The sequence below is a fragment of the Serratia sp. Res13-Sevr-LER1-36-b genome (genome assembly GCF_015673035.1).
Classification (GTDB): domain Bacteria; phylum Pseudomonadota; class Gammaproteobacteria; order Enterobacterales; family Enterobacteriaceae; genus Chania; species Chania fonticola_C.
In genome coordinates this window covers 242,520-264,380 of the sequence record NZ_JADACK010000017.1, presented here as the reverse complement: position 1 = coordinate 264,380, position 21,861 = coordinate 242,520, and the positions used below count along the sequence as shown (strand labels likewise).

The window sequence follows — 21,861 nt, the reverse complement described above, 5'->3', positions numbered from 1 at the left end:
GGATATCAATCTAGATAATCGAAACAAATAATCAGGAGAAGATTATTATGGCAACGGCAAAGAAAGCGACCAAGACTCATATCGGCCTGGACACCAAACAATCAGCAAAACTCTCTGAAGCACTAAACGCCCTACTGGCTAACTACCAGGTGCTGTACATGAACGTGCGCGGCTACCATTGGAATATTTCCGGCCCGCACTTCTTTGAACTGCACGTCAAGTTTGAAGAAACCTACAATGACCTGCTGACCAAGGTGGATGAACTGGCAGAGCGTATTCTGACGCTGGGTTCCCAGCCTCGCCATGCCTTCAGTGACTATCTGAAAACGGCGGATATCAAGGAAGACACCAATGTCACCGACGATAAAGGCACCCTGCGCGGCTTGCTGGAAGGTTACGCCATTTTGTTGCAACAGCAGCGCGAACTGCTGACGCTGGCCGCAGAGGCCGGTGACGAGGGTACCTCTTCGCTGATGAGTGATTACATCAAAGAGCAGGAAAAACAGGTGTGGATGCTGAACGCCTATCTGGGTAAATAACCCTGGTCCAGCCAATAGCAGAACAGCCCATAACGGGCTGTTCTTGTTTTACCACTCGTAAGCCACAACGAACAATAAGGCTCTGCGGTGTTGATCGTCCAAACGACGGCGAACACGAATGATATGCCGATTGCTGCACGACTGGCGCTCCAGCCAACGATGCCTGCGCCGCTGGCTCTGCCGTAACATCCTCCAGCGGCCCACTTCATTTCTACTGCGTCTCATTTTACGTTACCCATCAATGCCAACCGCGGGCATTATAGCCCTTTCAACGCGCGATCCAAGTCGTGCGTTCATCACCGTATCCCTCTCACAGGCGACAGAAAGTACGGTTTTTATTTTCAGCAAGTCCCTTTCGTCAATCATTTTTATGTAACTTAACTACCGAGAAAAGGTTTCACCTTTGTTGTTCTGTGCGTACACTCATTATTGGTGGCTTACGAACGGAAATTTTTGCCTTTATGACAACCTTTTATACCGTAATTAGTTGGCTCTTGGTGTTTGGCTACTGGCTGCTTATCGCCGGGGTCACATTGCGTATTCTGATGAAACGACGCACCGTGCCTTCGGCCATGGCCTGGCTGCTGGTGATCTATATTCTGCCATTGGTCGGTATCGTTGCTTATTTATCCTTTGGCGAACTGCACCTTGGCAAGCGCCGCGCAGAGAGAGCCAAGGCCATGTGGCCCTCAACCGCTCGCTGGTTGAATGAGCTTAAAGGAAGCAGCCGGATTTTTGCTACCGAGTACAGTGAAGTGGCCCGCCCGCTGTTCCAGCTTTGCCACCACCGCCAGGGTATCGATGGCGTCAAAGGCAACCAGCTACAGCTGCTGACGACCACCGATTCAACGATGAATGCGCTGGTGCGGGATATCGAACTGGCACGCCATAATATCGAGATGGTGTTTTACATCTGGCAGCCAGGTGGGCTGGTCGATCAGGTCGCCGAATCATTGATGGCCGCCGCACGCCGTGGCGTACATTGCCGTTTGATGCTGGACTCGGCTGGCAGCGTACAGTTCTTCCGCAGCCCTTATCCCAGCATGATGCGTAACGCCGGTATTGAAGTGGTTGAGTCACTCAAGGTTAACCTGTTCCGTGTATTCCTGCGGCGTATGGACCTGAGGCAACATCGCAAAGTGGTGCTGATCGACAATTACATCGCCTACACCGGCAGTATGAATATGGTCGATCCGCGCTTCTTCAAGCAGGATGCCGGGGTTGGTCAATGGATCGACCTGATGGCACGTATGGAAGGCCCGGTGGCAACCACGATGGGTATTGTTTACGCCTGTGACTGGGAGATCGAAACCGGCAAGCGCATTCTACCACCGCCGCCAGACGTGAATATCATGCCGTTTGAACAGGAAAGCGGCCACACCATCCAGGTTATTGCCTCCGGCCCGGGGTTCCCGGAAGAGATGATCCATCAAGCACTGTTGACGGCGGTCTATTCCGCGCGTGAGCAGTTGATCATGACCACTCCCTACCTGGTTCCAAGCGACGATTTACTACACGCCATCTGCACGGCAGCGCTGCGTGGCGTTGACGTCAGCATTATCGTTCCGCGCGACAACGACTCAATGATGGTGCGCTGGGCCAGCCGTGCCTTCTTCTCGGAGCTGCTGGAAGCGGGCGTGAAGATTTATCAGTTTGAAGGCGGGCTGTTGCACACCAAGAGCGTGTTGGTCGATGGCCAGCTCAGCCTGGTCGGCACGGTCAATCTGGATATGCGCAGCCTGTGGCTGAACTTTGAGATCACCCTGGTGATTGACGACAGCGGCTTTGGTGCCGATCTGGCCTGTGTGCAAGATGATTACATCGCCCGCTCGCAGCTGTTGGACGCCAAGCAATGGTTAAAGCGCCCGTACTGGCACCGCCTGGTCGAACGCCTGTTTTACTTTTTCAGCCCGTTGCTGTAAAAGCGGCAACGAGCATGGTTTAATAACCTCAAATCATTTGTTATCAGGATTTTTATATGGACTTGAATAATCGCCTTACCGAAGATGAAACGCTGGAACAAGCCTACGACATCTTCCTGGAGCTGGCCGGCGACAATCTGGATCCCGCGGATATTCTGCTGTTCAATTTACAGTTTGAAGAGCGTGGCGGTGCCGAGCTGTACGATCCGGCAGAAGACTGGCAAGAGCACGTGGATTACGATCTGAATCCGGACTTCTTTGCCGAGGTAGTGATCGGCCTGGCGGACAGCGATGGCGAGCCTATCAACGATGTCTTTGCCCGCGTACTGATCTGTCGCGAGAAAGATAACAAGCTGTGCCACATTTTGTGGAAAGAATAAGCCGGTTAACGGTATAAAAAAACCTGCCAAATGGCAGGTTTTTTTATTATTAATCAACCCATTACAACGGATCGACTTTCAGGCACGATACCGCATGACGGAAGCTGCCTTCCAGCAATGGACGCGTTTTAGCGCATTCCGGCCCGGCAATCGGACAGCGGGTGCGGAACACACAGCCCGAAGGCGGATTGATCGGTGATGGCAGCTCCCCTTCCAGCAGTTGGATCTGCTTTTCCTTCTCCTTGTCAGGATCCGGCACCGGAACCGCCGACATCAGCGCCTTGGTATAGGGGTGCTGCGGGTTATGATAGACCTCATCATAAGTGCCCAGCTCCACCGCATGGCCCAGATACATCACCAGCACCCGATCGGAAATGTGTTTAACCACCGCCAGATCGTGAGCGATAAAGATTAGCGATAACCCCATCTCGCGCTGCAACTGCTGCAACAGATTCACCACCTGCGCCTGAATAGACACGTCCAAGGCGGAGACCGGCTCATCACAAATCACCAGTTTCGGTTCCAGGATCAAGGCGCGGGCGATGCCAATACGCTGGCACTGCCCGCCGGAGAATTCATGCGGATAACGGTTGATCAGGTTCGGCAACAGGCCCACCTTCAACATCATCGCTTTAACCTTATCCTTCACTTCCTGACGCGGCATTTTCGGATTATAGGTACGCAGCGGTTCGGCGATGATCTCACCGATAGTCATACGCGGGTTCAGCGAGGCCAGCGGATCCTGGAAAATCATCTGAATATCGCTGCGCGTCTTGCGCCAGTCGGCATCGCTCATACCCAGCAGATCTTTGCCCAACCAGGCAACGCGGCCACTGGTCGCCTTCACCAGGCCGATAATTGCCCGTGCGAAGGTGGATTTACCGCAGCCTGACTCCCCTACCACCCCTAGCGTTTCGCCTTCAAACAGGCGCACGGTGACACCGTCCACTGCCTTCAGCGTTTTAGGTGCCTGCCAGAACCACTGCTTGTCATCATGAATATCAAAGTGAACTTTCAGGTCTGCGACTTCCAGCAGCACTCTTTTATCGGTTGCGGTCATACCAACGCCTCCACTGGCTTGAAACAGGCGCGCAGGCGCCCCTCACCAAACTGCTCCAATGGCGGAGCACTCGCGCACTGCTCCATCGCATACGGACAACGCGGTTGGAACGGACAGCCCTTTGGCAAACGCAGCAGGTTCGGCGGGTTACCAGGGATGGTCATCAACGCTTCACCTTCGGCATCCAGACGCGGCACCGCATTGAGCAGCCCGATAGAATAGGGGTGGCTCGGATGATAAAACACATCGCGGGCGCTGCCGTATTCCATAGTGCGGCCAGCGTACATCACCAAGACCTTGTTACAGATCCCGGCAACAACGCCCAAATCATGGGTGATCATGATGATCGCCGTATTGAATTCACGCTTCAGTTCGTTAAGCAGCGTCATGATCTGTGCCTGCACGGTAACGTCTAGCGCCGTGGTTGGCTCATCGGCAATCAGCAGTTTTGGCCGACATAGCAACGCCATGGCGATCATCACACGCTGGCGCATCCCGCCGGAAAACTCATGCGGATACATACGCATACGCTTACGGGCTTCCGGCATTTTGACCGCATCCAGCATGCGGACCGACTCTTCAAACGCCTCGCTTTTGCTCATTTTCTTATGCAGCATCAGCACTTCCATCAACTGCTCACCAACCCGCATATAAGGGTTCAATGAGGTCATCGGGTCCTGGAAGATCATCGAGATCTCTTCGGCCCGCAGCTTGTTGAGCTGGCTTTCTGGCAGGTTGAGAATTTCACGTCCGTTGAATTTTGCCGAGCCGCCGATGCGGCCATTGCTGGCCAGCAGGCCCATCAACGCAAATGCCGTCTGTGACTTGCCGGAACCCGACTCCCCGACGATGCCCAAGGTTTCACCCGCGCGCAGATCGAAGTTGAGATCGTTCACCGCAGTCACATCACCGTCTGGCGTACCGAACGTTACACGCAGATCTTTGACGTCCAGCAGCAGTCCGTTTTGTAGTTGAGAATTAATGCTCATGGTTGCACTCCTTAACGATCTTTCGGGTCGAGGGCATCACGCAGGCCATCGCCGATAAAGTTGAAACAAAACAGAGTGATAACCAGGAAACAGGCTGGGAACAGCAGCAACCACGGCGAGACTTCCATCGAGTTGGCACCATCGCTCAACAATGCGCCCCAACTGCTCAACGGCTCCTGAGTGCCCAGCCCCAGGAAGCTGAGGAAGGATTCAAACAGGATCATGCTCGGCACCAGCAGCGAGGCGTATACCACCACCACGCCCAGTACGTTTGGCACGATATGCCGCAGGACGATATTGCGGGTCGATACGCCGCACACCAGCGCCGCTTCGATAAACTCTTTACGTTTAAGGCTGAGCGTCTGCCCGCGCACGATACGCGCCATATCCAGCCACGACACCATGCCGATCGCCACAAAGATCAGCAGGATGTTTTGCCCAAAGAAGGTCACCAGCAGGATCACAAAGAACATGAACGGGAAGGAGTTCAAAATCTCCAGCAAGCGCATCATCACCGAGTCGGTCTTACCGCCCAGATAGCCAGACAGGGAACCGTACAAAGTGCCCAACACTACGGCCACCAGCGCCGCAGCTACCCCCACCATCAGCGAGATACGTCCACCAATAGCCACGCGCACCAGCAGGTCACGCCCTGAGGAGTCGGTACCGAAATAGTGCCCGGACTCCAGGTTAGGCGCGGCAGACATCATTGCCCAATCGGTGTCATCATAAGCAAACTGCGACAGCCAGGGGGCACAGATCACAAACAGGGTGATCAGCGCTAACACAAACAGGCTGGTCACCGCCGCACGGTTGTGCATAAAGCGGCGGCGAGCGTCCTGCCACAGACTACGCCCTTCAACTTCCAGCTGTTCGCTGAAGTTTTCCAGAGCTTCGCTGTTCTTTTTCGTCAACATCTTGCGTGCTCCAGCTTAGTAACGGATTTTGGGATCGATCACGGCATACAGCACGTCGACGATCGCGTTAAACAGGATGGTCAAGCCACCGACCAGAATGGTCAGGCTCAACACCAGCGAATAGTCACGGTTCAGCGCACCGTTAACGAATAGCTGACCAATTCCTGGCAGGCCGTAAATGGTCTCAATCACCATCGAACCGGTGATAATCCCAACAAATGCTGGCCCCATATAGGACAGCACCGGCAGCAACGCAGGTTTTAACGCGTGGCGCAGAATGATGCGGCGCATCGGCAAACCTTTGGCGCGGGCGGTACGGATAAAGTTGGAATGCAGCACTTCAATCATCGAGCCACGGGTGATACGCGCGATGCTGGCGATATAGGCCAAAGACAGCGCCACCATCGGCAGGATCATAAATTTCAGCGCCCCACCGTTCCAGCCCCCACCGGGCAACCACTTCAAGGTAATGGCGAATATCAGCACCAATAAGGGGGCGACAACAAAGCTGGGGATCACCACACCTGTCATGGCGAACCCCATCACCGTATAGTCCCACTTGGTGTTCTGATTCAACGCGGCAATAACCCCTGCGCTCACCCCCAGCACCACCGCAAGAACGAAAGCGGCAAATCCCAGTTTGGCTGAAACGGGGAACGAGGCCTTGACCAGGTCATTAACCGAATAATCTTTGTATTTGAATGAAGGGCCAAAATCACCCTGCGACAGCTGCACCAAATAGTGCCCGTACTGTTTCCAGATCGGATCGTTAAGGTGATATTTGGCTTCAATGTTGGCCAACACTTCAGGTGGCAGAGCACGCTCACCGGTAAACGGGCTGCCGGGTGCGAGGCGCATCATAAAGAAAGAGATGGTGATGAGTATAAATAGTGTCGGGATCGCCTCTAACAGGCGACGAAAGATAAATTTAAGCATTGCCCTAGCCCTGTGCTTCAGCCTGATAACGGCTTATTGTCTTGAAATGGGCTGGCGACCTGTGCAGCCAGCCCTTGCCGCATCAATGTTTGATGATGTACAGGTTTTTGTCGTAAACGTTATCAAGTGGATCTTTGCCTGAATAACCTCCCACGTAAGGTTTCACCAGGCGAGCATTCACATAGTAATAAAGCGGAACGATAGCAGAGTCTTTATCCAGCTGAACTTCGGCTTTCTGATACAGATCGGCTCGCTCTTCTTTGGTTTTCGCCGTCAAGACGTTGCCCATCAGCTTGTCGAATTCTGCGCTCTTATAGTGCGGGGTGTTACTGCTGCTGTCAGACAGCATCATGTTCAGGAAGGAGCTTGGTTCGTTGTAGTCCGCACACCAGCCAGCACGTGACACGTCATAAGTGCCCTGATGGCGGGTATCCAGGAAGGTTTTCCACTCCTGGTTCACCAGCTTCACGTCCACACCCAGGTTTTTCTTCCAGATAGACGCAGCTGCAATGGCCAGCTTCTTGTGCAGATCGGAGGTGTTGTACAGCAGCGAGAAGGTCAGCGGTTTACCCGGGCCATAACCGGCTTCGGCCAGCAGTTTCTTGGCTTCTTCGTTACGCTTTTCCTGCGTCCAGCCAAACCACTCTGGCGGGGTCAACTTGGCACCGTCGGTGTAAGGAGGAGTAAAGCTGTAAGCTGGCAGATCGCCCTGGTTTTTCACCTTGTTGACGATAATGTCGCGATCCATCCCCAGCTTCAGCGCTTCACGTACGCGAGCATCGGTGAACGGTGCTTTCTGGTTGTTGATTTCATAGTAATAAGTACACAGGTAGGGATCAACGTGCACTTCGTTCGGGATCTCTTTTTTCAGCTTCTGGAACAGTTCGATCGGCATGTTGTTATAGGTCATGTCGATTTCACCGGTGCGGTAGCGGTTGACGTCGGTGACTTCTGAAGCGATCGGCAGGAAGGTGACTTTATTAATGATAGTTTTGGCGTTATCCCAGTATTGCGGGTTACGTTCCAGCACGATACGTTCGTTTACCACCCAGTCTTTCAGCTTGTATGCGCCGTTGCTCACGTAGTTCTCTGGCAAGGTCCACTTTTCACCAAACTTCTCTACCGCTTCTTTATTCACCGGCTTCATGGCGTAGTGCGGGGTCATTTCCACCAGATATGGAACCGGCTCGGTCAGCGTCACCTGGAAGGTATGATCGTCGATGGCCTTCACGCCCAAGGTCGATTTATCTTTTTTACCGGCGATAATGTCATCTACGTTTTCTACATGGGCATACTGCAGATAGCTGGCATAAGGAGAAGCCGTTTTCGGATCAACCAAACGCTGCCAGCTATACACGAAATCTTGTGCCGTTACCGGCTCACCGTTCGACCATTTGGCGTCTTTGCGCAGGTGGAAGGTCCACACTTTAAAATCTTTGTTATCCCAGCTTTCTGCGACACCCGGCACCACTGAACCGTCCACGCTGTTATTCGCCAGGCCTTCAATCAGATCGCGAGTGACGTTGTTTTCAGGCACGCCTTCGATCTTGTGCGGGTCAAGGGATTGTACTTCGGAACCGTTGTTCTTAACGATTTCCTGCTTGTCTGCCAGTTGAACGCCCGCTGGCACATCGGCCGCAAAAGCAGTTCCTGCCGCCGTCAAGCCTAGCGCCGCAATAATGCCTGCTGCCAGCAGGGACTTCTTCGTGATGTTGGTCATGTGTATAAACTCCAGTTTTTATTATCACAACTCCGTCGTGGGAGTTGCGTTGCCCGTTAACCGGGGGTTGCTATGGCTGGACGCCGTGGAACGAAACGGCGCTGCCTTTCCTGTGTATTACCGGCTGCTATCACCGCCGGAAATACCCTTGATTACTGTTTGATGATGTAAAAGTTTTTCAGATCGATATAGTCTTGCGGGTCTTTGCCGGTGAAACCGCCAACCGTAGGTTTGACCAGCCGCGCACTGACCCGATAATAAACCGGGATCAGCGCAGAATCTTTGTCCAGCAAGGTCTCCGCCTGCTGATAAATGGCCCCGCGTGCAGCAGCGTCAGGCGCTTGCAGGGTGCTGGCCATCAGCGCATCGAACGCCGGGCTTTTATAGAAGAAGGTGTTATTGCTGCTGTTGGAAAGCAGCATATTCAGAAACGCGCTCGGTTCATTGTAATCACCACACCAGGTGGCACGGGCCACATCAAATTGCCCTTCATGGCGGCTCTGCAGCGAGGTTTTCCATTCCTGATTTTGCAATGTGACCTGGGCGCCAAGGTTCTTCTTCCACATTGAGGCAGCAGCGATGGCTTGCTGCTTATTTTGATCGGAGGTGTTGTACAACAGGGTAAATTTGAGCGGTTTCTCAGCGTTGAACCCTGCTTGCGCCAGCAGCTTCTTCGCTTCTTCGTTGCGTTTTTCCTGCGTCCACCCTGCCCATTCAGGCTGGCTGAAGTTACCCCCCTCGGTAAAGGTTGGCGTAAAGCTGTAGGCGGGGATTTGGCCCTGGCCCATGATCTTGTTGGCAATAATGTCGCGATCCAGCGTCAACTTGACTGCCGCACGTACGCGCTCGTCGGTAAACGGCGCACGCTGATTGTTGATCTCGTAATAGAAGGTGCACAGGTAAGGGTTAACGTGCAGCTGTTCTGGGATCTCGCGTTTCATTTTGGCATACAGATTCGGCGGGATGGCGCTATTGGTAATATCGATTTCACCGCTGCGGTAGCGGTTAATGTCGCTGACCTCGGAGGACAACGGCAGGAACGTGGCCTGCTCGATCACCGTCTTGCTGTTATTCCAGTAGCTCGGGCTGCGTTCGAGCACGATACGTTCGTTGACGACCCACTCAGATAAGCGATATGCCCCGTTACCCACGTAGTTCTGTGGCAGTGTCCACTTATCGCCAAATTTCTCGACTACCGACTGTTTGACCGGCTTCATTGAGGTATGGGACAGCATACTGACAAAATAGGGCACCGGCTCACTGAGCGTCACCTTCAACGTTTTCTCATCAATGGCGCTGACACCCAGCGATTCAGGCGGTTTCTTACCGGCAAGAATAGCGTCAATATGTTCAATTCGGGCGTATTGCAGATAGCTGGCATAAGGGGAACCGGTCTTAGGATCCGCCAGCCGCTGCCAGCTATACACGAAATCCTGCGCGGTCACCGGAGAGCCATCACTCCATACCGCCCCTGGACGCAGGTGGAAAGTCCACGTCTGGTAATCGGTATTTTCCCAGTTTTCCGCCACCGCAGGGGCCAGATGGCCATTGGCATCGGTGCTGACCAACCCTTCTAGCAGGTTGAGGATAATATTGCTTTCAGGCGTTCCTTCGACCTTATGCGGATCCAACGAAGCGACTTCTGAACCGTTGTTGATCACCATGCGCTGCAGTGGTGCCAATTGCACACCGGCCGGAACCTCAACGGCCTGCAGGTTTTGGCTGGCGATCATCCCCAACACGGCGGCGATGATAACGGTCAACGGTTGATGCTTCGTGGTTTGCGGCATAGTACAGGCTCCTTTTCACGGCTAAGCAATAATTGTGAAATAGTTATCAAGCGGGCTAAATATACGGATACCAGCAAAAATCATTCCTACTTGGCGCGCCAAAGATAAGATTTTTCCTTCTGATAAGTTGCTCGGAAATTAGCAGAAGCAAAAATTCATAGCTAATAATTTTTACAGAAATGTTAAGCATTTCTCTTTTATTATCCCATAGCCCTACAGACACCTAGCCTTCCCACCTGCTTAGACAACGATTAATGCCATGATTTTATTGGATAAATAGCGGCTTCACTTTTAACCTTTTCTTCCAGGATGAAAAAAACCACTCAAAAGAAACATTCAGTTAACAAAAATGCCGTTCAGAGAATAAACACCTGCCTATGCGTGGTTAATCACTAATAACACCTGTGTGAAACGGAGACAAGCCCTACAGAATGATGTGATTAAATTAACAACAATTTTACCCATAGGGAGACAAAAACCCCGTCACTCGGATTTTAAAAGTGGAGAAAATAACATCTTGGTGCTTTATCAACCGATAAAGTGAGATTTGTGCCACAGGCTGGGGCAATAGAATGAAAAGCAGGCAGGTTATGCACTTTAATAATGCATAAGCTGAGATAATTTGAAAAATTAAAAATAACTTAAGCCGCAAACAGGATTATCCGCGGCTTTATTAAGGTTATAACAACCCAGGGAAAATGGCTTTGATGCCGGTGACAATAAATTCTATACCCAGCGCCATCAACAACAACCCCATGATACGGGTAATGACGTTGATGCCGGTTTGCCCCAGCAAACGCACCAGCAGCGGAGCTGCCCGGAACAAGAGCCAACAACAGAAAGCGAACAAAGCGATCGCCACGGTAAAACCTAACAGGTTCTGCCAACTGTGGTAACGAGAGCTCCAGACAATGGTCGAACTGATGGCACCCGGCCCGGCCATCAGCGGCAGCGCCAAGGGAACGACCCCGATGCTTTCACGGATCGCGCTCTCTGACTTTTCCTGCTTGTTCTGTTTGTCTTCACCCAGCTTACCGCTGATCATCGACATGGCGATGGTCACCACCAAAATGCCGCCGGCAATACGGAAAGAGTCGATGGAGATACCAAACATACGCAATATGCCCTCCCCCAGGAACAGCGAGGTCCACAAAATAATCGCCACCGACAGGTTAGCCGTCAGGTTGGTTTTGTTACGCCCGACCTCGGCCTGATAGCTGGTCATGCTGATAAACACCGGCAGAATACCTACCGGGTTGACCAGCGCAAACAGGCCGACAAAGAACTTGATGTAGCCGGAAAAATCCAACAGAGATTGGCCCACGAAAAACTCCGCATAAATAGCTGTAAAAAGAGACACTGCCGATGCGCGCTAATGTAATGGAATTGCGCCAGCTAATCCATCCACCCGGCCAGCATTTTTCCCTACCCCAACAGAATGTTACAAAACAATTCGCTATTGTTAATTCCTTGTGTGTTACCTGCTGTTATTCAGTATCATCAGGTCATCACCAAACACCTTGTTGATAATAACTCTCAACAACCGCAAGCTGAAAGGTGTCAGCTTGCGATTTTTATGATGTACATCACAAAATATCTACTCAGGAATAGTTAAGCTCTTAGTCGTAGTCAAAAGGTAGTACGAGGTATGGATACCGATTTCTGTCTCGCTTGCCTACTACCAACTTGCACTTGGTAAAGCTCTTTAAGTAAATCAGCAGTATGGGTCGCTAACTGCGGGAAATGTCTCATGATCTAACAGACGCCTTCCTGACAGATGTCTATACTAGTTCCTCGAACGGCTTATTTACTGAAAGAGTTTAACATTTATCAGGAGAGCATCATGGCTGTAACGAATGTCGCTGAATTGAACGAGCTAGTTGCACGTGTCAAAAAAGCCCAGCGCGAGTATGCCAACTTCTCACAAGAGCAAGTTGATAAGATCTTCCGCGCCGCTGCCCTCGCCGCCGCAGATGCCCGTATTCCTCTGGCTAAACTGGCCGTTGAAGAATCAGGCATGGGTATCGTTGAAGACAAAGTCATCAAAAACCACTTCGCTTCAGAATACATCTATAACGCCTATAAAGACGAAAAAACCTGCGGGATCCTCTCCGAAGATGAAACTTTCGGTACCATCACCATTGCAGAGCCAATTGGCCTGATTTGCGGTATCGTACCAACCACCAACCCAACTTCTACCGCAATCTTCAAAGCGCTGATCAGCCTGAAGACCCGTAACGGCATCATTTTCTCCCCACACCCACGTGCCAAGAACGCCACCAACAAAGCCGCAGATATCGTGCTGCAGGCTGCTATTGCTGCTGGCGCACCAAAAGACATCATCGGCTGGATCGACCAGCCAACGGTTGATCTGTCCAACCAGTTGATGCATCACCCAGACATCAACCTGATCCTGGCAACCGGTGGCCCAGGCATGGTTAAAGCCGCTTACAGTTCTGGTAAACCGGCTATCGGCGTTGGTGCCGGTAACACCCCAGTTGTAGTCGATGAAACTGCCGACATCAAACGCGTTGTTGCTTCCATCCTGATGTCAAAAACCTTCGACAGCGGTGTGATCTGTGCGTCTGAACAGTCCGTGATCGTAGTGGATTCCATCTACGATGCAGTGCGCGCACGCTTCGCTTCCCACGGCGGCTACATGCTGCAAGGCAAAGAGCTGAAAGCCGTTCAGGATATCATCCTGAAAAACGGTGGCCTGAACGCCGCTATCGTTGGCCAGTCTGCACCAAAAATCGCTGAAATGGCCGGTATCAAAGTGCCTGCCAGCACCAAAATCCTGATCGGTGAAGTGAAACTGGTTGACGAATCTGAGCCATTTGCTCACGAAAAACTGTCACCTACCCTGGCGATGTACCGTGCCAAAGATTTTGAAGATGCCGTCAGCAAAGCCGAGAAATTGGTCGCCATGGGCGGTATCGGTCACACCTCTTGTCTGTACACCGATCAAGATAACCAGACTGCACGCGTAGAGTATTTTGGCGACAAAATGAAAACCGCACGTATTCTGATCAACACCCCGGCTTCTCAGGGGGGTATCGGTGACCTGTACAACTTTAAACTCGCTCCGTCACTGACGTTGGGCTGCGGTTCCTGGGGTGGTAACTCCATCTCTGAAAACGTCGGTCCAAAACACTTGATCAACAAGAAAACTGTAGCGAAGCGAGCAGAAAACATGTTGTGGCACAAACTTCCTAAATCGATCTACTTCCGCCGTGGCTCACTGCCAATCGCGCTGGAAGAAGTGGCTACCGACGGGGCAAAACGCGCCTTCATCGTTACCGACCGCTACCTGTTCAATAACGGCTATGCCGATCAGATCACCAAGGTTCTGAAATCGCACGGTATTGAAACTGAAGTGTTCTTTGAGGTTGAAGCTGACCCAACGCTGAGCATCGTACGTAAAGGTGCCGAGCAGATGAACTCCTTTAAACCAGACGTGATCATCGCGCTGGGTGGTGGTTCACCGATGGACGCTGCGAAAATCATGTGGGTGCTGTACGAACATCCTGAAACCCACTTCGAAGATCTGGCGCTGCGCTTTATGGACATCCGTAAGCGTATCTACAAGTTCCCGAAAATGGGCGTGAAAGCGAAAATGATCGCCGTCACCACCACTTCAGGTACCGGTTCAGAAGTGACACCGTTTGCGGTTGTGACCGATGACGCCACCGGCCAGAAATACCCACTGGCTGACTATGCTCTGACCCCGGACATGGCGATTGTCGATGCCAACCTGGTGATGAACATGCCTAAATCCCTGTGCGCCTTCGGCGGCCTGGATGCGGTCACTCACGCCCTGGAAGCCTACGTTTCCGTACTGGCCAACGAATATTCAGACGGCCAGGCGCTGCAAGCGCTGAAACTGCTGAAAGAATATCTGCCAGCCAGCTATCACGAAGGGGCGAAAAACCCGGTTGCTCGTGAGCGTGTACACAACGCCGCTACCATCGCCGGTATCGCGTTTGCCAACGCCTTCCTGGGTGTTTGTCACTCAATGGCCCACAAACTGGGTTCTGAGTTCCACATCCCGCACGGCCTGGCTAACGCCATGTTGATCTCTAACGTTATCCGTTATAACGCCAACGACAACCCGACCAAGCAGACCGCCTTCAGCCAGTATGACCGCCCTCAGGCACGTCGTCGCTACGCGGAAATCGCAGACCACCTCGGTCTGAGCGCTGCCGGTGACCGTACCGCACAGAAGATCGAAAAACTGCTGAAATGGTTGGACGAAATCAAGGCAGAGCTGGGTATTCCAACCTCGATCCGCGAAGCTGGCGTACAAGAAGCCGACTTCCTGGCCAAGGTCGACAAACTGTCTGAAGATGCGTTTGATGACCAATGTACCGGTGCTAACCCACGTTATCCGCTGATTGCCGAACTCAAGCAAATCTTGATGGATACCTTCTACGGTCGCGAATTCAGCGAAGCGACTGAAGAAGAGGCGGTAGTTGCAGCACCGGTTGCAGCTAAAGCGGAAAAAAAGTCCAAGAAATAACCGTTCTCTGAATGGTCAAAACCCGCCGAAAGGCGGGTTTTTTTATGCGTGAGATAAATTGCACCCAATGAGCACCACGCTATTTGGACAGCAATCCCAGCTGACCTACAGGGTGGCATCAAAAAACGCCGCATAGGCCTTCTGCGGCGCTTATGGCGCAATATCACTCTGGAGCTTTGATCGCTTCCTTGTAGTGCTTGCGGCATACCGAAACATAGCTTTCGTTACCCCCGATCACCACCTGCTCCCCCATATGCATCGCCTTGCCATCATCCCCCAGGCGCAGCACCATATTGGCTTTACGCCCACAATGACAAATGGTCTTCAATTCGACCAGTTTATCGGCCCAAGCCAGCAGATGATGGCTGCCAACAAACAGTTCCCCAAGAAAATCCGTGCGTAAGCCATAACACAGCACCGGAATATCCAGTTGGTCGACCACCTCGCAAAGTTCTTCAACCTGCTCTTTGGTCAGAAACTGGCTCTCATCCACCAGCACGCAATGTACGGGCTGCTGCTGATGCTCCTGATTAATCATGGCGTACAGCTGAGTGGCGTTATTATAAAGCTGTGCCTGCGACGACAACCCAATCCGCGAACTCACTTTGCCCACGCCGAAGCGGTGGTCGATCTCCGCGGTGAACACCAGCGTGCGCATACCACGTTCTTGATAATTATATGAAGATTGTAACAGTGCCGTCGATTTCCCCGCATTCATAGCGGAATAATAAAAATAAAGCTGAGCCATGTGGCCGCGACTCCAATGGTTTAAAATATATACCCTAAGGCTTTCTGGTTGCAGCTGAGCCCCCCGCTGACTCATCCCCTGGTCTTGCTGGCACGCTTCACTGCGCCCTTGCCAATAAGGGAGAATATATTCGCCCCCGGTTGATGAGTCTGTTGCGGTTAACAACGCTGCGGCCTGAGAGACGACGGGTATATACTGTCAGAAGGTGCAGGTTGACAGTGTAGCATAGACCGTGGTCAGACTCAGCAAGCGAGCTGACATTATCTTGGCCTAAGAAAATAGCCATCAGCCAAGTTTCATGTGAAACATTTTACACGCGCAGCGGACACTTTTACATCTATTTACAGATTACTGTGGTTTATCAAGCACAATTAATTATTGTTAATGATTAACTAAATTCATTAATGCTCAAACGCATATGTCCTGCCAGCGAGCAAACAGCCTGCCCAGCCCCTCCCACCAGTCATGCAATTAAATGTGTTTTGAGCGATGACTGCCCGGTTAATTGGAACGCTTAACAACTTACTTGCTCCTGACAGGCTGTTTACCACTATACCCCCATTCTTTACAGTACTAGTCCTTTTGGGGAAGTGATTATGGACACAAATCCTTCCTGATACTGTTATAGAGCATAATTATGTCAAGCGGGCCAAAATGACTTTAAGCTCGGCGATTATGCCTTCCGGCTGGAGAATTTGGCATAAAAACCGGGGGGGATTAAAGCCTGATTCCCCTATGTTATTAGTCGGACAGTTCTCAATATCGGTTTTTTAAAGATAAATTTAGTCACTCTTTCAATTTGGCTATTGCAGAAAAGAAAGGAGCACTCTATTATTATCGTCACGCCCCCCCACCAATATAATTTGAGACTAGAACAATGAGCGAAGCATTGAAGATTTTGAACAACATCCGTACTCTACGTGCACAGGCAAGAGAATGCAGCCTGGAAACACTGGAAGAGATGCTGGAGAAGCTGGAAGTTGTTGTTAACGAACGCCGCGAAGAAGACAGCCAGGCTCAAGCAGAAATTGAAGAGCGCACTCGTAAACTGCAACAATACCGCGAAATGCTGATTGCAGACGGTATTGATCCAAACGAACTGCTGCAAACTATGGCTGCTACCAAAGCCGCTGGTAAAGCCAAGCGTGCTGCACGCCCAGCTAAATACCACTATAAAGACGAAAACGGCGAAATGAAAACCTGGACTGGCCAGGGCCGTACTCCAGCCGTGATTAAAAAAGCTATCGAAGAGCAAGGCAAATCTCTGGACGATTTCCTGCTGTAATAGCATTTTAGTTACCTTCAAAAGGCTCCCTATGGGAGCCTTTTTGCTTTGCAGCCACGGCATTCACCCTGACCTTCACGCGCGTTATCCCGGTTGACTAGCAAAATTCTCATGTACAGGAAAAGAAAAAGGGGCCTAAGCCCCTTTATTTTCCCCGTCTATCGCTCGGTTACTGAACGTTATAAAACGCCCGATACCAATCAACAAACCGTTTAACCCCTTCATCAACGCTGGTCTCTGGTTTAAACGCGATAGTCTGGTATAGCTCCTCGGTATCCGCGCTGGTATCCAAAACGTCACCAGGCTGCATCGGCAGCATATTTTTATGCGCCGTGATACCTAACGCAGCCTCCAAAGCATGAATATATTCCATTAACTTAATAGGGCTACTATTGCCGATATTATAGACATGGTAAGGCGCAGAACTGCTGGCTGGAGACCCTTTTTCCACCGTCCAATTGGCATTGGGTTGAGGAACAATGGCCTGCAAGCGTACTACCGCCTCGGCAATATCATCAATGTAAGTAAAGTCACGATGCATCTCACCGTGGTTATATACATCAATACTCTCACCGGCCAATATCGCCTTGGTGAATTTAAACAGCGCCATGTCAGGACGGCCCCAAGGGCCATATACGGTGAAAAATCGCAGGCCGGTGGTTGGCAGACCATATAAATGCGAATAGCTGTGCGACATAAGCTCATTGGCTTTCTTCGTCGCCGCATACAGGGATATTGGGTGATCGACCGAGTCATCCGTCGAAAACGGTAGCTTGCGATTCAGGCCATAAACCGAGCTGGAAGACGCGTACAGCAAATGCCCAACCTTATTATGCCGACACCCTTCAAGAATGTTCAAATGGCCAATCAGGTTGGAATCCGCATAAGCCAAGGGGTGATCCAGCGAATAACGCACCCCGGCCTGGGCGCCGAGGTGAATGACTCGCTCAAACTGATGTTCAGCGAACAGCTCGGCAATTCCATTGCGATCGGCCAAATCCAGTTTGATAAACTCAAATGCTGGCTGATTAGCCAGCATGTCGAGCCGCGCCTGTTTCAGACTGACAGCGTAATAATCATTCAGGTTGTCGATACCGACAACCTGATGCCCCATGGCTAGCAGACGCTCCGTTACGTGATAACCAACAAACCCTGCAGTACCTGTTACCAGGAATTTCATGCTCACCTCTTAGATGACCGGCTTAATCGATGCGCCGCGACCAATACCATAATAAGTAAAGCCGCGAGCTTGCAGACGTTCTGGATCAAACAGGTTACGGCCATCAAAAATGACGGGCTGCTTCAAGGCTGCCTTAATCGCATCAAAATCCGGGGCGCGGAAATTCTGCCATTCGGTACAGATCACCAACGCATCGGCTCCCTGTAACGCCGCCTCTTTGGTCCCCATCAGTTTCAGATCGGCACGTTGCCCATAGATACGCTGCGCTTCGGCCATGGCTTCCGGGTCATAGGCTTGCACGCTGGCACCTAACTCCCACAGAGTCTCCATCAGCACACGGCTGGAAGCTTCACGCATATCGTCGGTGTTAGGTTTAAATGCCAGGCCCCACAGCGCGAAGGTTTTCCCTTTTACATCATTAGCAAAATGATGCTTGATGAACTGGGTCAGCTTATATTTCTGCTGGTTGTTCACCTGCTCTACCGCCTGCAACAGTTTCGGTTGATAACCGATATGCTCTGCGGTACGGATTAACGCCTGAACGTCTTTCGGGAAGCAGGAGCCGCCGTAGCCGCAACCTGGATAAATGAAGTGATAGCCAATACGTGAATCCGAACCGATCCCCTGACGCACTTTTTCAATGTCCGCACCCAACATCTCTGCCAGATTAGAGATTTCGTTCATAAAGCTGATTTTGGTCGCCAGCATGCAGTTGGCGGCATATTTGGTCAGCTCTGCGCTGCGGATATCCATCAGGATCATACGGTCGTGGTTGCGGTTGAACGGCTCATACAGCTCACGCAGCGGCTCGATGACGTCTTTGTTGTCGGTACCCAGCACGATGCGCTCAGGGCGCATACAATCGGCAACAGCTGCCCCTTCCTTGAGGAACTCCGGGTTGGAGACAACATCAAACGCCAAGTCGCTGCCACGCTTGCGCAGCGTTTCGGTCATCACTTCACGAACTTTATCAGCGGTACCTACCGGTACGGTTGACTTATCGATCACCACTTTGCGGTCTGTCATATGTTCGGCGATGGTACGTGCCACGGCGGTGACATATTTCAGATCGGCAGAACCATCTTCGTCCGGAGGCGTTCCCACGGCGATAAACTGGATCGCGCCATGAGCAACACCGGCTTTCGCATCGGTAGTGAAATGTAGGCGACCGGCTTCATAGTTTTGCTGTACCAACGAAGTCAGGCCCGGTTCAAAGATCGGAATATTGCCTTTCTTGAGGTTTTCGACCTTCTGTTCATCGATGTCGATACACATGACATCATGACCCACATCAGCCAGCACGGCTGCCTGTACCAGGCCAACATAGCCAATACCGAAAACGGTTACTTTCATCGGGAAGTCCTAATTTTCAAATTTAACAAAAAGTTATCAAGCTACTTCTGTTTGTCTGCCACCCTAGGTAGCAGCCAAACCAACAATTCTTTACCCGTATTGGGTGGCCTTTTCGTCTCGACACGCTAGGGGTCAAAGAGCTCGCAAACGGGCTTATCACCCGTAAATGGCTACTGAGGTCCTGTCGCTCTATCTAAGTAGCTCTATTTTCACTCTCAAATTGCGCACTTACTCCGCCATACGAAAAACCCGCAAAGTATACCAGCTTAAATCCGTTGAGTATTACCCCAAGCTCAAATAGCAATAAATTAAGACAACTACCTATGGAAACGACGTTAATGGAGAATAGGCAGAGGCAATAGCGGGTGTTCCATCGATGATTTATTCAGCACTCAGCATCAGACGTAACCGGCCACCGCTACCCCAGACCTGGCACTGCCAGGCATCACAGCGTTGGCTAATTTGATTCATGTAAGTGGTGCCAAGCGTTCCCAAGGGTACGCCATTACTTAATTGAATCAGGTTATCTCCTGTATTTACATTGGCATGCAAACCGGCAGAGGCCAGCACCAGATTCTTATATTCGGCATGATAATAGCCCACCAACAGCGGAAATTGGCCTTCCAACTTGCCTTGGCGCAATAATTGGTTAACTTGTTTTAACAATGCGGACATTTGCGGCAGACGATGCTGTTGATTGGCTAAATGATCTTGGAGTAAGCCGTTGAATAAAGCACGCAATAGCAAAGCAGCCATCACGCCATTATCTCCCGCACGAGTGACATCCAGGCAATAAAACGCCAGGTCTTTATCCGATAGCGCCGCGATATCCAGCACCAACCCCGGATTTTCGCTGGTGGTTAATTGCCGATAATTAATACGGCAACCGGCAATAGACTGCTGCACGGGGGGTTGTAACTGCTTGAGTAATCTCACGGCCTCGGAGGGGTTTTGGCTTAATGCCTGCCAATCCTGGAACAGCTCGGCCTCTTCGATCGCCTGCGAAGTAAACATATTAGGATAGAGACAAGCCAGTACCGCTTCACGCAGCCGGTTGAGATCGCTCAACGGTTTCAGCAGCACATCCTGTACGCCGAGCCGCAGCACCTTGGCGATATCCGCCATCTTATCGGTCGCCGAGATCACCAAGACCGGGATCTTTATCCCTTGCAAGCGCAGATGCTCAACAAACTCGATGCCGTCCATTTCCGGCATGGCGAGATCGCACAGGATCAGATCGGGAGCAAACTCTTCAACCGCACTCAACGCCACAAGACCATTGGCCGCCTCGCTGGTTTGTGCTCCCAAGGATGCAAGATAACCTACAAGCACAGAACGGAAAACCTGTTCGTCCTCAACGATTAAGATGCGCTTGCTTATCAGTGGTAATGCCATCGACCCAGCCTCTTCCCTTTTGATGTTGTAATAGTGGCTCATAATGAGCACTTGTGCCTGTCGAAAACACGCCCAATAGCATCATTCCACCCTAACAAATGGTAATCATTTATTTTTTATCAATGGTGCCAAAACATCTATCTGTTTTTCGACTGCCAAGCGGCCCGCCTCTATCGCCTCGCTGGCGCGATGGAAATCCAGGGTAGATATCTGTGGGCAATACGGCTGGATCAGCACATCCGGCGGATCACTGGCCATACGGGTTCGCTTCACCCGATTCTCCAGCATCTGAATCGAGGTGCTCATGATCTCCATAGCCGTGGGGGTGAAGGTAGTTTTTTTCAGCATCATTTTATTCATGCGTTCCCGCAGGCGGTCGCGCCAGTTATTGGCATCGCTAATGCTTGTTTCACTCTGCTCGCCAGCGTCATTACGTACCGAAAAGAGATCCTGCTGCATCAGGTGCGCATCATGTTGCAAATCCACGGCAATCACGATGTCTGCCCCCATCGCCCTGGCCAATGAAATTGGAACCGGGTTGACCAAGGCGCCATCCACCAACCAATATCCGTCAAACCAGACCGGGGCCAACAAGCCCGGCATGCTGCAGGAAGCACGAATGGCCTGATGGATATCCCCTTTGGTCATCCACAGCTCACGGCCGGTACTGAGGTTGGTGGTCACCGCACCGAATTTCAATGAGCAGTCGGTAAAGTCGTTAATTTTCAGTATTTGGCCAACGACGTTAAATACGCGTTCGCCGCGTAATAACCCACCGCGCTGCCAGGAGAGATCCATCAGCCGGATCACGTCCCAGTAGCTGAATGAGCGTACCCACTTCTCCATCGCTGGCAACCGATGGCTGGCAAACGCCGCCCCAACCAGTGCTCCCACGGAACATCCTGCAACAATATCGGCTTCGATACCCAGCTTACGCAGTGCGTTAATCACGCCGATATGCGCCCACCCCTTGGCGGCACCGGCCCCTAATGCCAATCCGATTTTTACTTTCCGCATGCTTCGCCTATCCTTTGCTCGGTGAATTCACTCAACTCAATCGCAGGGTACATTGTCATCAACGAATGATGTTAGGTAACATATGCGTTAAATTCATTTTAGCCGTGGCTA

18 protein-coding genes are annotated in these 21,861 nt (G+C 51.5%); 5 read left to right on the top strand and 13 right to left on the bottom strand.

All coding sequences use genetic code 11. The features are described 5' to 3' along the window. Positions 1-47 precede the first annotated feature (47 nt). On the top strand, positions 48-539 hold the full coding sequence (locus IMQ33_RS11230) for a Dps family protein (protein WP_021181236.1): 492 nt from the start codon (positions 48-50) through the stop codon (positions 537-539). A 48-nt stretch (positions 540-587) separates the two neighbouring features. Here the strand turns inward: IMQ33_RS11230 and IMQ33_RS11225 are convergent, their stop codons facing one another. Further along, positions 588-764, bottom strand: a complete 177-nt coding sequence (locus IMQ33_RS11225) for a YciY family protein (RefSeq protein WP_004945296.1) — start codon at positions 762-764, stop codon at positions 588-590. A gap of 236 nt (positions 765-1,000) precedes the next feature. Here IMQ33_RS11225 and cls point away from each other — a divergent pair, with 236 nt between their 5' ends. Together cls and IMQ33_RS11215 are read left to right on the top strand one after the other, a co-directional pair. Then, positions 1,001-2,461 (top strand): cardiolipin synthase, encoded by a 1,461-nt coding sequence (cls, locus tag IMQ33_RS11220; RefSeq protein ID WP_024487022.1) that lies wholly within the window; start codon positions 1,001-1,003, stop codon positions 2,459-2,461. Positions 2,462-2,517: 56 nt separating this feature from the next. Then, the gene (locus IMQ33_RS11215) at positions 2,518-2,841 is read left to right on the top strand and encodes an HI1450 family dsDNA-mimic protein (RefSeq protein ID WP_021181235.1); all 324 of its coding nucleotides are present in this window, start codon (positions 2,518-2,520) and stop codon (positions 2,839-2,841) included. 61 nt (positions 2,842-2,902) lie between these two features. On the opposite strand, the gene oppF is transcribed toward IMQ33_RS11215, so the two are convergent. From oppF to IMQ33_RS11180, 7 genes are all read right to left on the bottom strand, one after another. Then, the gene (gene oppF / locus IMQ33_RS11210) at positions 2,903-3,901 is read right to left on the bottom strand and encodes a murein tripeptide/oligopeptide ABC transporter ATP binding protein OppF (RefSeq protein WP_021181234.1); all 999 of its coding nucleotides are present in this window, start codon (positions 3,899-3,901) and stop codon (positions 2,903-2,905) included. Continuing rightward, complete coding sequence (locus tag IMQ33_RS11205; RefSeq protein ID WP_161711949.1) at positions 3,898-4,890, bottom strand: ABC transporter ATP-binding protein; 993 nt, start codon at positions 4,888-4,890, stop codon at positions 3,898-3,900. Before IMQ33_RS11205 ends, oppF begins: the two co-directional genes overlap by 4 nt. Before the next feature lie 11 nt (positions 4,891-4,901). Beyond that, entirely contained in the window at positions 4,902-5,807 is a 906-nt protein-coding gene (oppC, locus tag IMQ33_RS11200; RefSeq protein WP_021181232.1) for an oligopeptide ABC transporter permease OppC, read from the bottom strand. A gap of 15 nt (positions 5,808-5,822) precedes the next feature. Further along, positions 5,823-6,743 carry an oligopeptide ABC transporter permease OppB gene (oppB, locus tag IMQ33_RS11195; RefSeq protein WP_021181231.1) on the bottom strand — a complete coding sequence of 307 codons (921 nt, stop codon included), beginning with the start codon at positions 6,741-6,743 and terminating at the stop codon, positions 5,823-5,825. Positions 6,744-6,825: 82 nt separating this feature from the next. Then, positions 6,826-8,463, bottom strand: a complete 1,638-nt coding sequence (gene oppA / locus IMQ33_RS11190; RefSeq protein ID WP_065685689.1) for an oligopeptide ABC transporter substrate-binding protein OppA — start codon at positions 8,461-8,463, stop codon at positions 6,826-6,828. A 152-nt stretch (positions 8,464-8,615) separates the two neighbouring features. Further along, the gene (locus IMQ33_RS11185) at positions 8,616-10,253 is read right to left on the bottom strand and encodes an ABC transporter substrate-binding protein (RefSeq protein WP_065685688.1); all 1,638 of its coding nucleotides are present in this window, start codon (positions 10,251-10,253) and stop codon (positions 8,616-8,618) included. Between the two features lie 679 nt (positions 10,254-10,932). Beyond that, positions 10,933-11,577, bottom strand: a complete 645-nt coding sequence (locus IMQ33_RS11180) for a YchE family NAAT transporter (protein WP_021181228.1) — start codon at positions 11,575-11,577, stop codon at positions 10,933-10,935. Between the two features lie 519 nt (positions 11,578-12,096). Between IMQ33_RS11180 and adhE the strand changes: the two genes are divergently transcribed. Next, positions 12,097-14,772 (top strand): bifunctional acetaldehyde-CoA/alcohol dehydrogenase, encoded by a 2,676-nt coding sequence (gene adhE, locus IMQ33_RS11175; protein ID WP_065685687.1) that lies wholly within the window; start codon positions 12,097-12,099, stop codon positions 14,770-14,772. Between the two features lie 163 nt (positions 14,773-14,935). Here the strand turns inward: adhE and IMQ33_RS11170 are convergent, their stop codons facing one another. Next, positions 14,936-15,520, bottom strand: coding sequence for a thymidine kinase (locus IMQ33_RS11170; protein WP_024528791.1), 585 nt, complete (start codon positions 15,518-15,520; stop codon positions 14,936-14,938). Between the two features lie 877 nt (positions 15,521-16,397). On the opposite strand from IMQ33_RS11170, the gene hns reads away from it, so the two are divergent. Beyond that, a complete protein-coding gene (hns, locus tag IMQ33_RS11165) occupies positions 16,398-16,805 on the top strand; it encodes a histone-like nucleoid-structuring protein H-NS (RefSeq protein ID WP_024486694.1) in 408 nt (135 codons plus the stop codon). Between the two features lie 169 nt (positions 16,806-16,974). Here the strand turns inward: hns and IMQ33_RS11160 are convergent, their stop codons facing one another. From IMQ33_RS11160 to rssA, 4 genes are all read right to left on the bottom strand, one after another. Then, positions 16,975-17,985 carry an NAD-dependent epimerase gene (locus IMQ33_RS11160; protein ID WP_186580430.1) on the bottom strand — a complete coding sequence of 337 codons (1,011 nt, stop codon included), beginning with the start codon at positions 17,983-17,985 and terminating at the stop codon, positions 16,975-16,977. 9 nt (positions 17,986-17,994) lie between these two features. Beyond that, positions 17,995-19,338 (bottom strand): UDP-glucose/GDP-mannose dehydrogenase family protein, encoded by a 1,344-nt coding sequence (locus tag IMQ33_RS11155; RefSeq protein ID WP_046808297.1) that lies wholly within the window; start codon positions 19,336-19,338, stop codon positions 17,995-17,997. 381 nt (positions 19,339-19,719) lie between these two features. Beyond that, positions 19,720-20,733 (bottom strand): two-component system response regulator RssB, encoded by a 1,014-nt coding sequence (gene rssB, locus IMQ33_RS11150; RefSeq protein ID WP_037376114.1) that lies wholly within the window; start codon positions 20,731-20,733, stop codon positions 19,720-19,722. Between the two features lie 105 nt (positions 20,734-20,838). Next, positions 20,839-21,750: a patatin-like phospholipase RssA gene (rssA, locus tag IMQ33_RS11145; RefSeq protein WP_024486672.1), complete on the bottom strand. Its 912-nt coding sequence runs from the start codon at positions 21,748-21,750 to the stop codon at positions 20,839-20,841. Between the last annotated feature and the right edge of the window lie 111 nt (positions 21,751-21,861).

Bases quoted from the DNA above. Each gene is read 5' to 3' on its own strand.
- IMQ33_RS11170 (WP_024528791.1), bottom strand. From the start codon at position 15,520: ATGGCTCAGCTTTATTTTTATTATTCCGCTATGAATGCGGGGAAATCG.
- IMQ33_RS11205 (WP_161711949.1), bottom strand. From the start codon at position 4,890: ATGAGCATTAATTCTCAACTACAAAACGGACTGCTGCTGGACGTCAAA.
- rssA (WP_024486672.1), bottom strand. From the start codon at position 21,750: ATGCGGAAAGTAAAAATCGGATTGGCATTAGGGGCCGGTGCCGCCAAG.
- cls (WP_024487022.1), top strand. From the start codon at position 1,001: ATGACAACCTTTTATACCGTAATTAGTTGGCTCTTGGTGTTTGGCTAC.
- rssB (WP_037376114.1), bottom strand. From the start codon at position 20,733: ATGGCATTACCACTGATAAGCAAGCGCATCTTAATCGTTGAGGACGAA.
- IMQ33_RS11225 (WP_004945296.1), bottom strand. From the start codon at position 764: ATGAGACGCAGTAGAAATGAAGTGGGCCGCTGGAGGATGTTACGGCAG.
- oppA (WP_065685689.1), bottom strand. From the start codon at position 8,463: ATGACCAACATCACGAAGAAGTCCCTGCTGGCAGCAGGCATTATTGCG.
- IMQ33_RS11160 (WP_186580430.1), bottom strand. From the start codon at position 17,985: ATGAAATTCCTGGTAACAGGTACTGCAGGGTTTGTTGGTTATCACGTA.
- IMQ33_RS11230 (WP_021181236.1), top strand. From the start codon at position 48: ATGGCAACGGCAAAGAAAGCGACCAAGACTCATATCGGCCTGGACACC.
- IMQ33_RS11215 (WP_021181235.1), top strand. From the start codon at position 2,518: ATGGACTTGAATAATCGCCTTACCGAAGATGAAACGCTGGAACAAGCC.
- IMQ33_RS11185 (WP_065685688.1), bottom strand. From the start codon at position 10,253: ATGCCGCAAACCACGAAGCATCAACCGTTGACCGTTATCATCGCCGCC.
- hns (WP_024486694.1), top strand. From the start codon at position 16,398: ATGAGCGAAGCATTGAAGATTTTGAACAACATCCGTACTCTACGTGCA.
- IMQ33_RS11155 (WP_046808297.1), bottom strand. From the start codon at position 19,338: ATGAAAGTAACCGTTTTCGGTATTGGCTATGTTGGCCTGGTACAGGCA.
- adhE (WP_065685687.1), top strand. From the start codon at position 12,097: ATGGCTGTAACGAATGTCGCTGAATTGAACGAGCTAGTTGCACGTGTC.
- oppC (WP_021181232.1), bottom strand. From the start codon at position 5,807: ATGTTGACGAAAAAGAACAGCGAAGCTCTGGAAAACTTCAGCGAACAG.
- oppB (WP_021181231.1), bottom strand. From the start codon at position 6,743: ATGCTTAAATTTATCTTTCGTCGCCTGTTAGAGGCGATCCCGACACTA.
- oppF (WP_021181234.1), bottom strand. From the start codon at position 3,901: ATGACCGCAACCGATAAAAGAGTGCTGCTGGAAGTCGCAGACCTGAAA.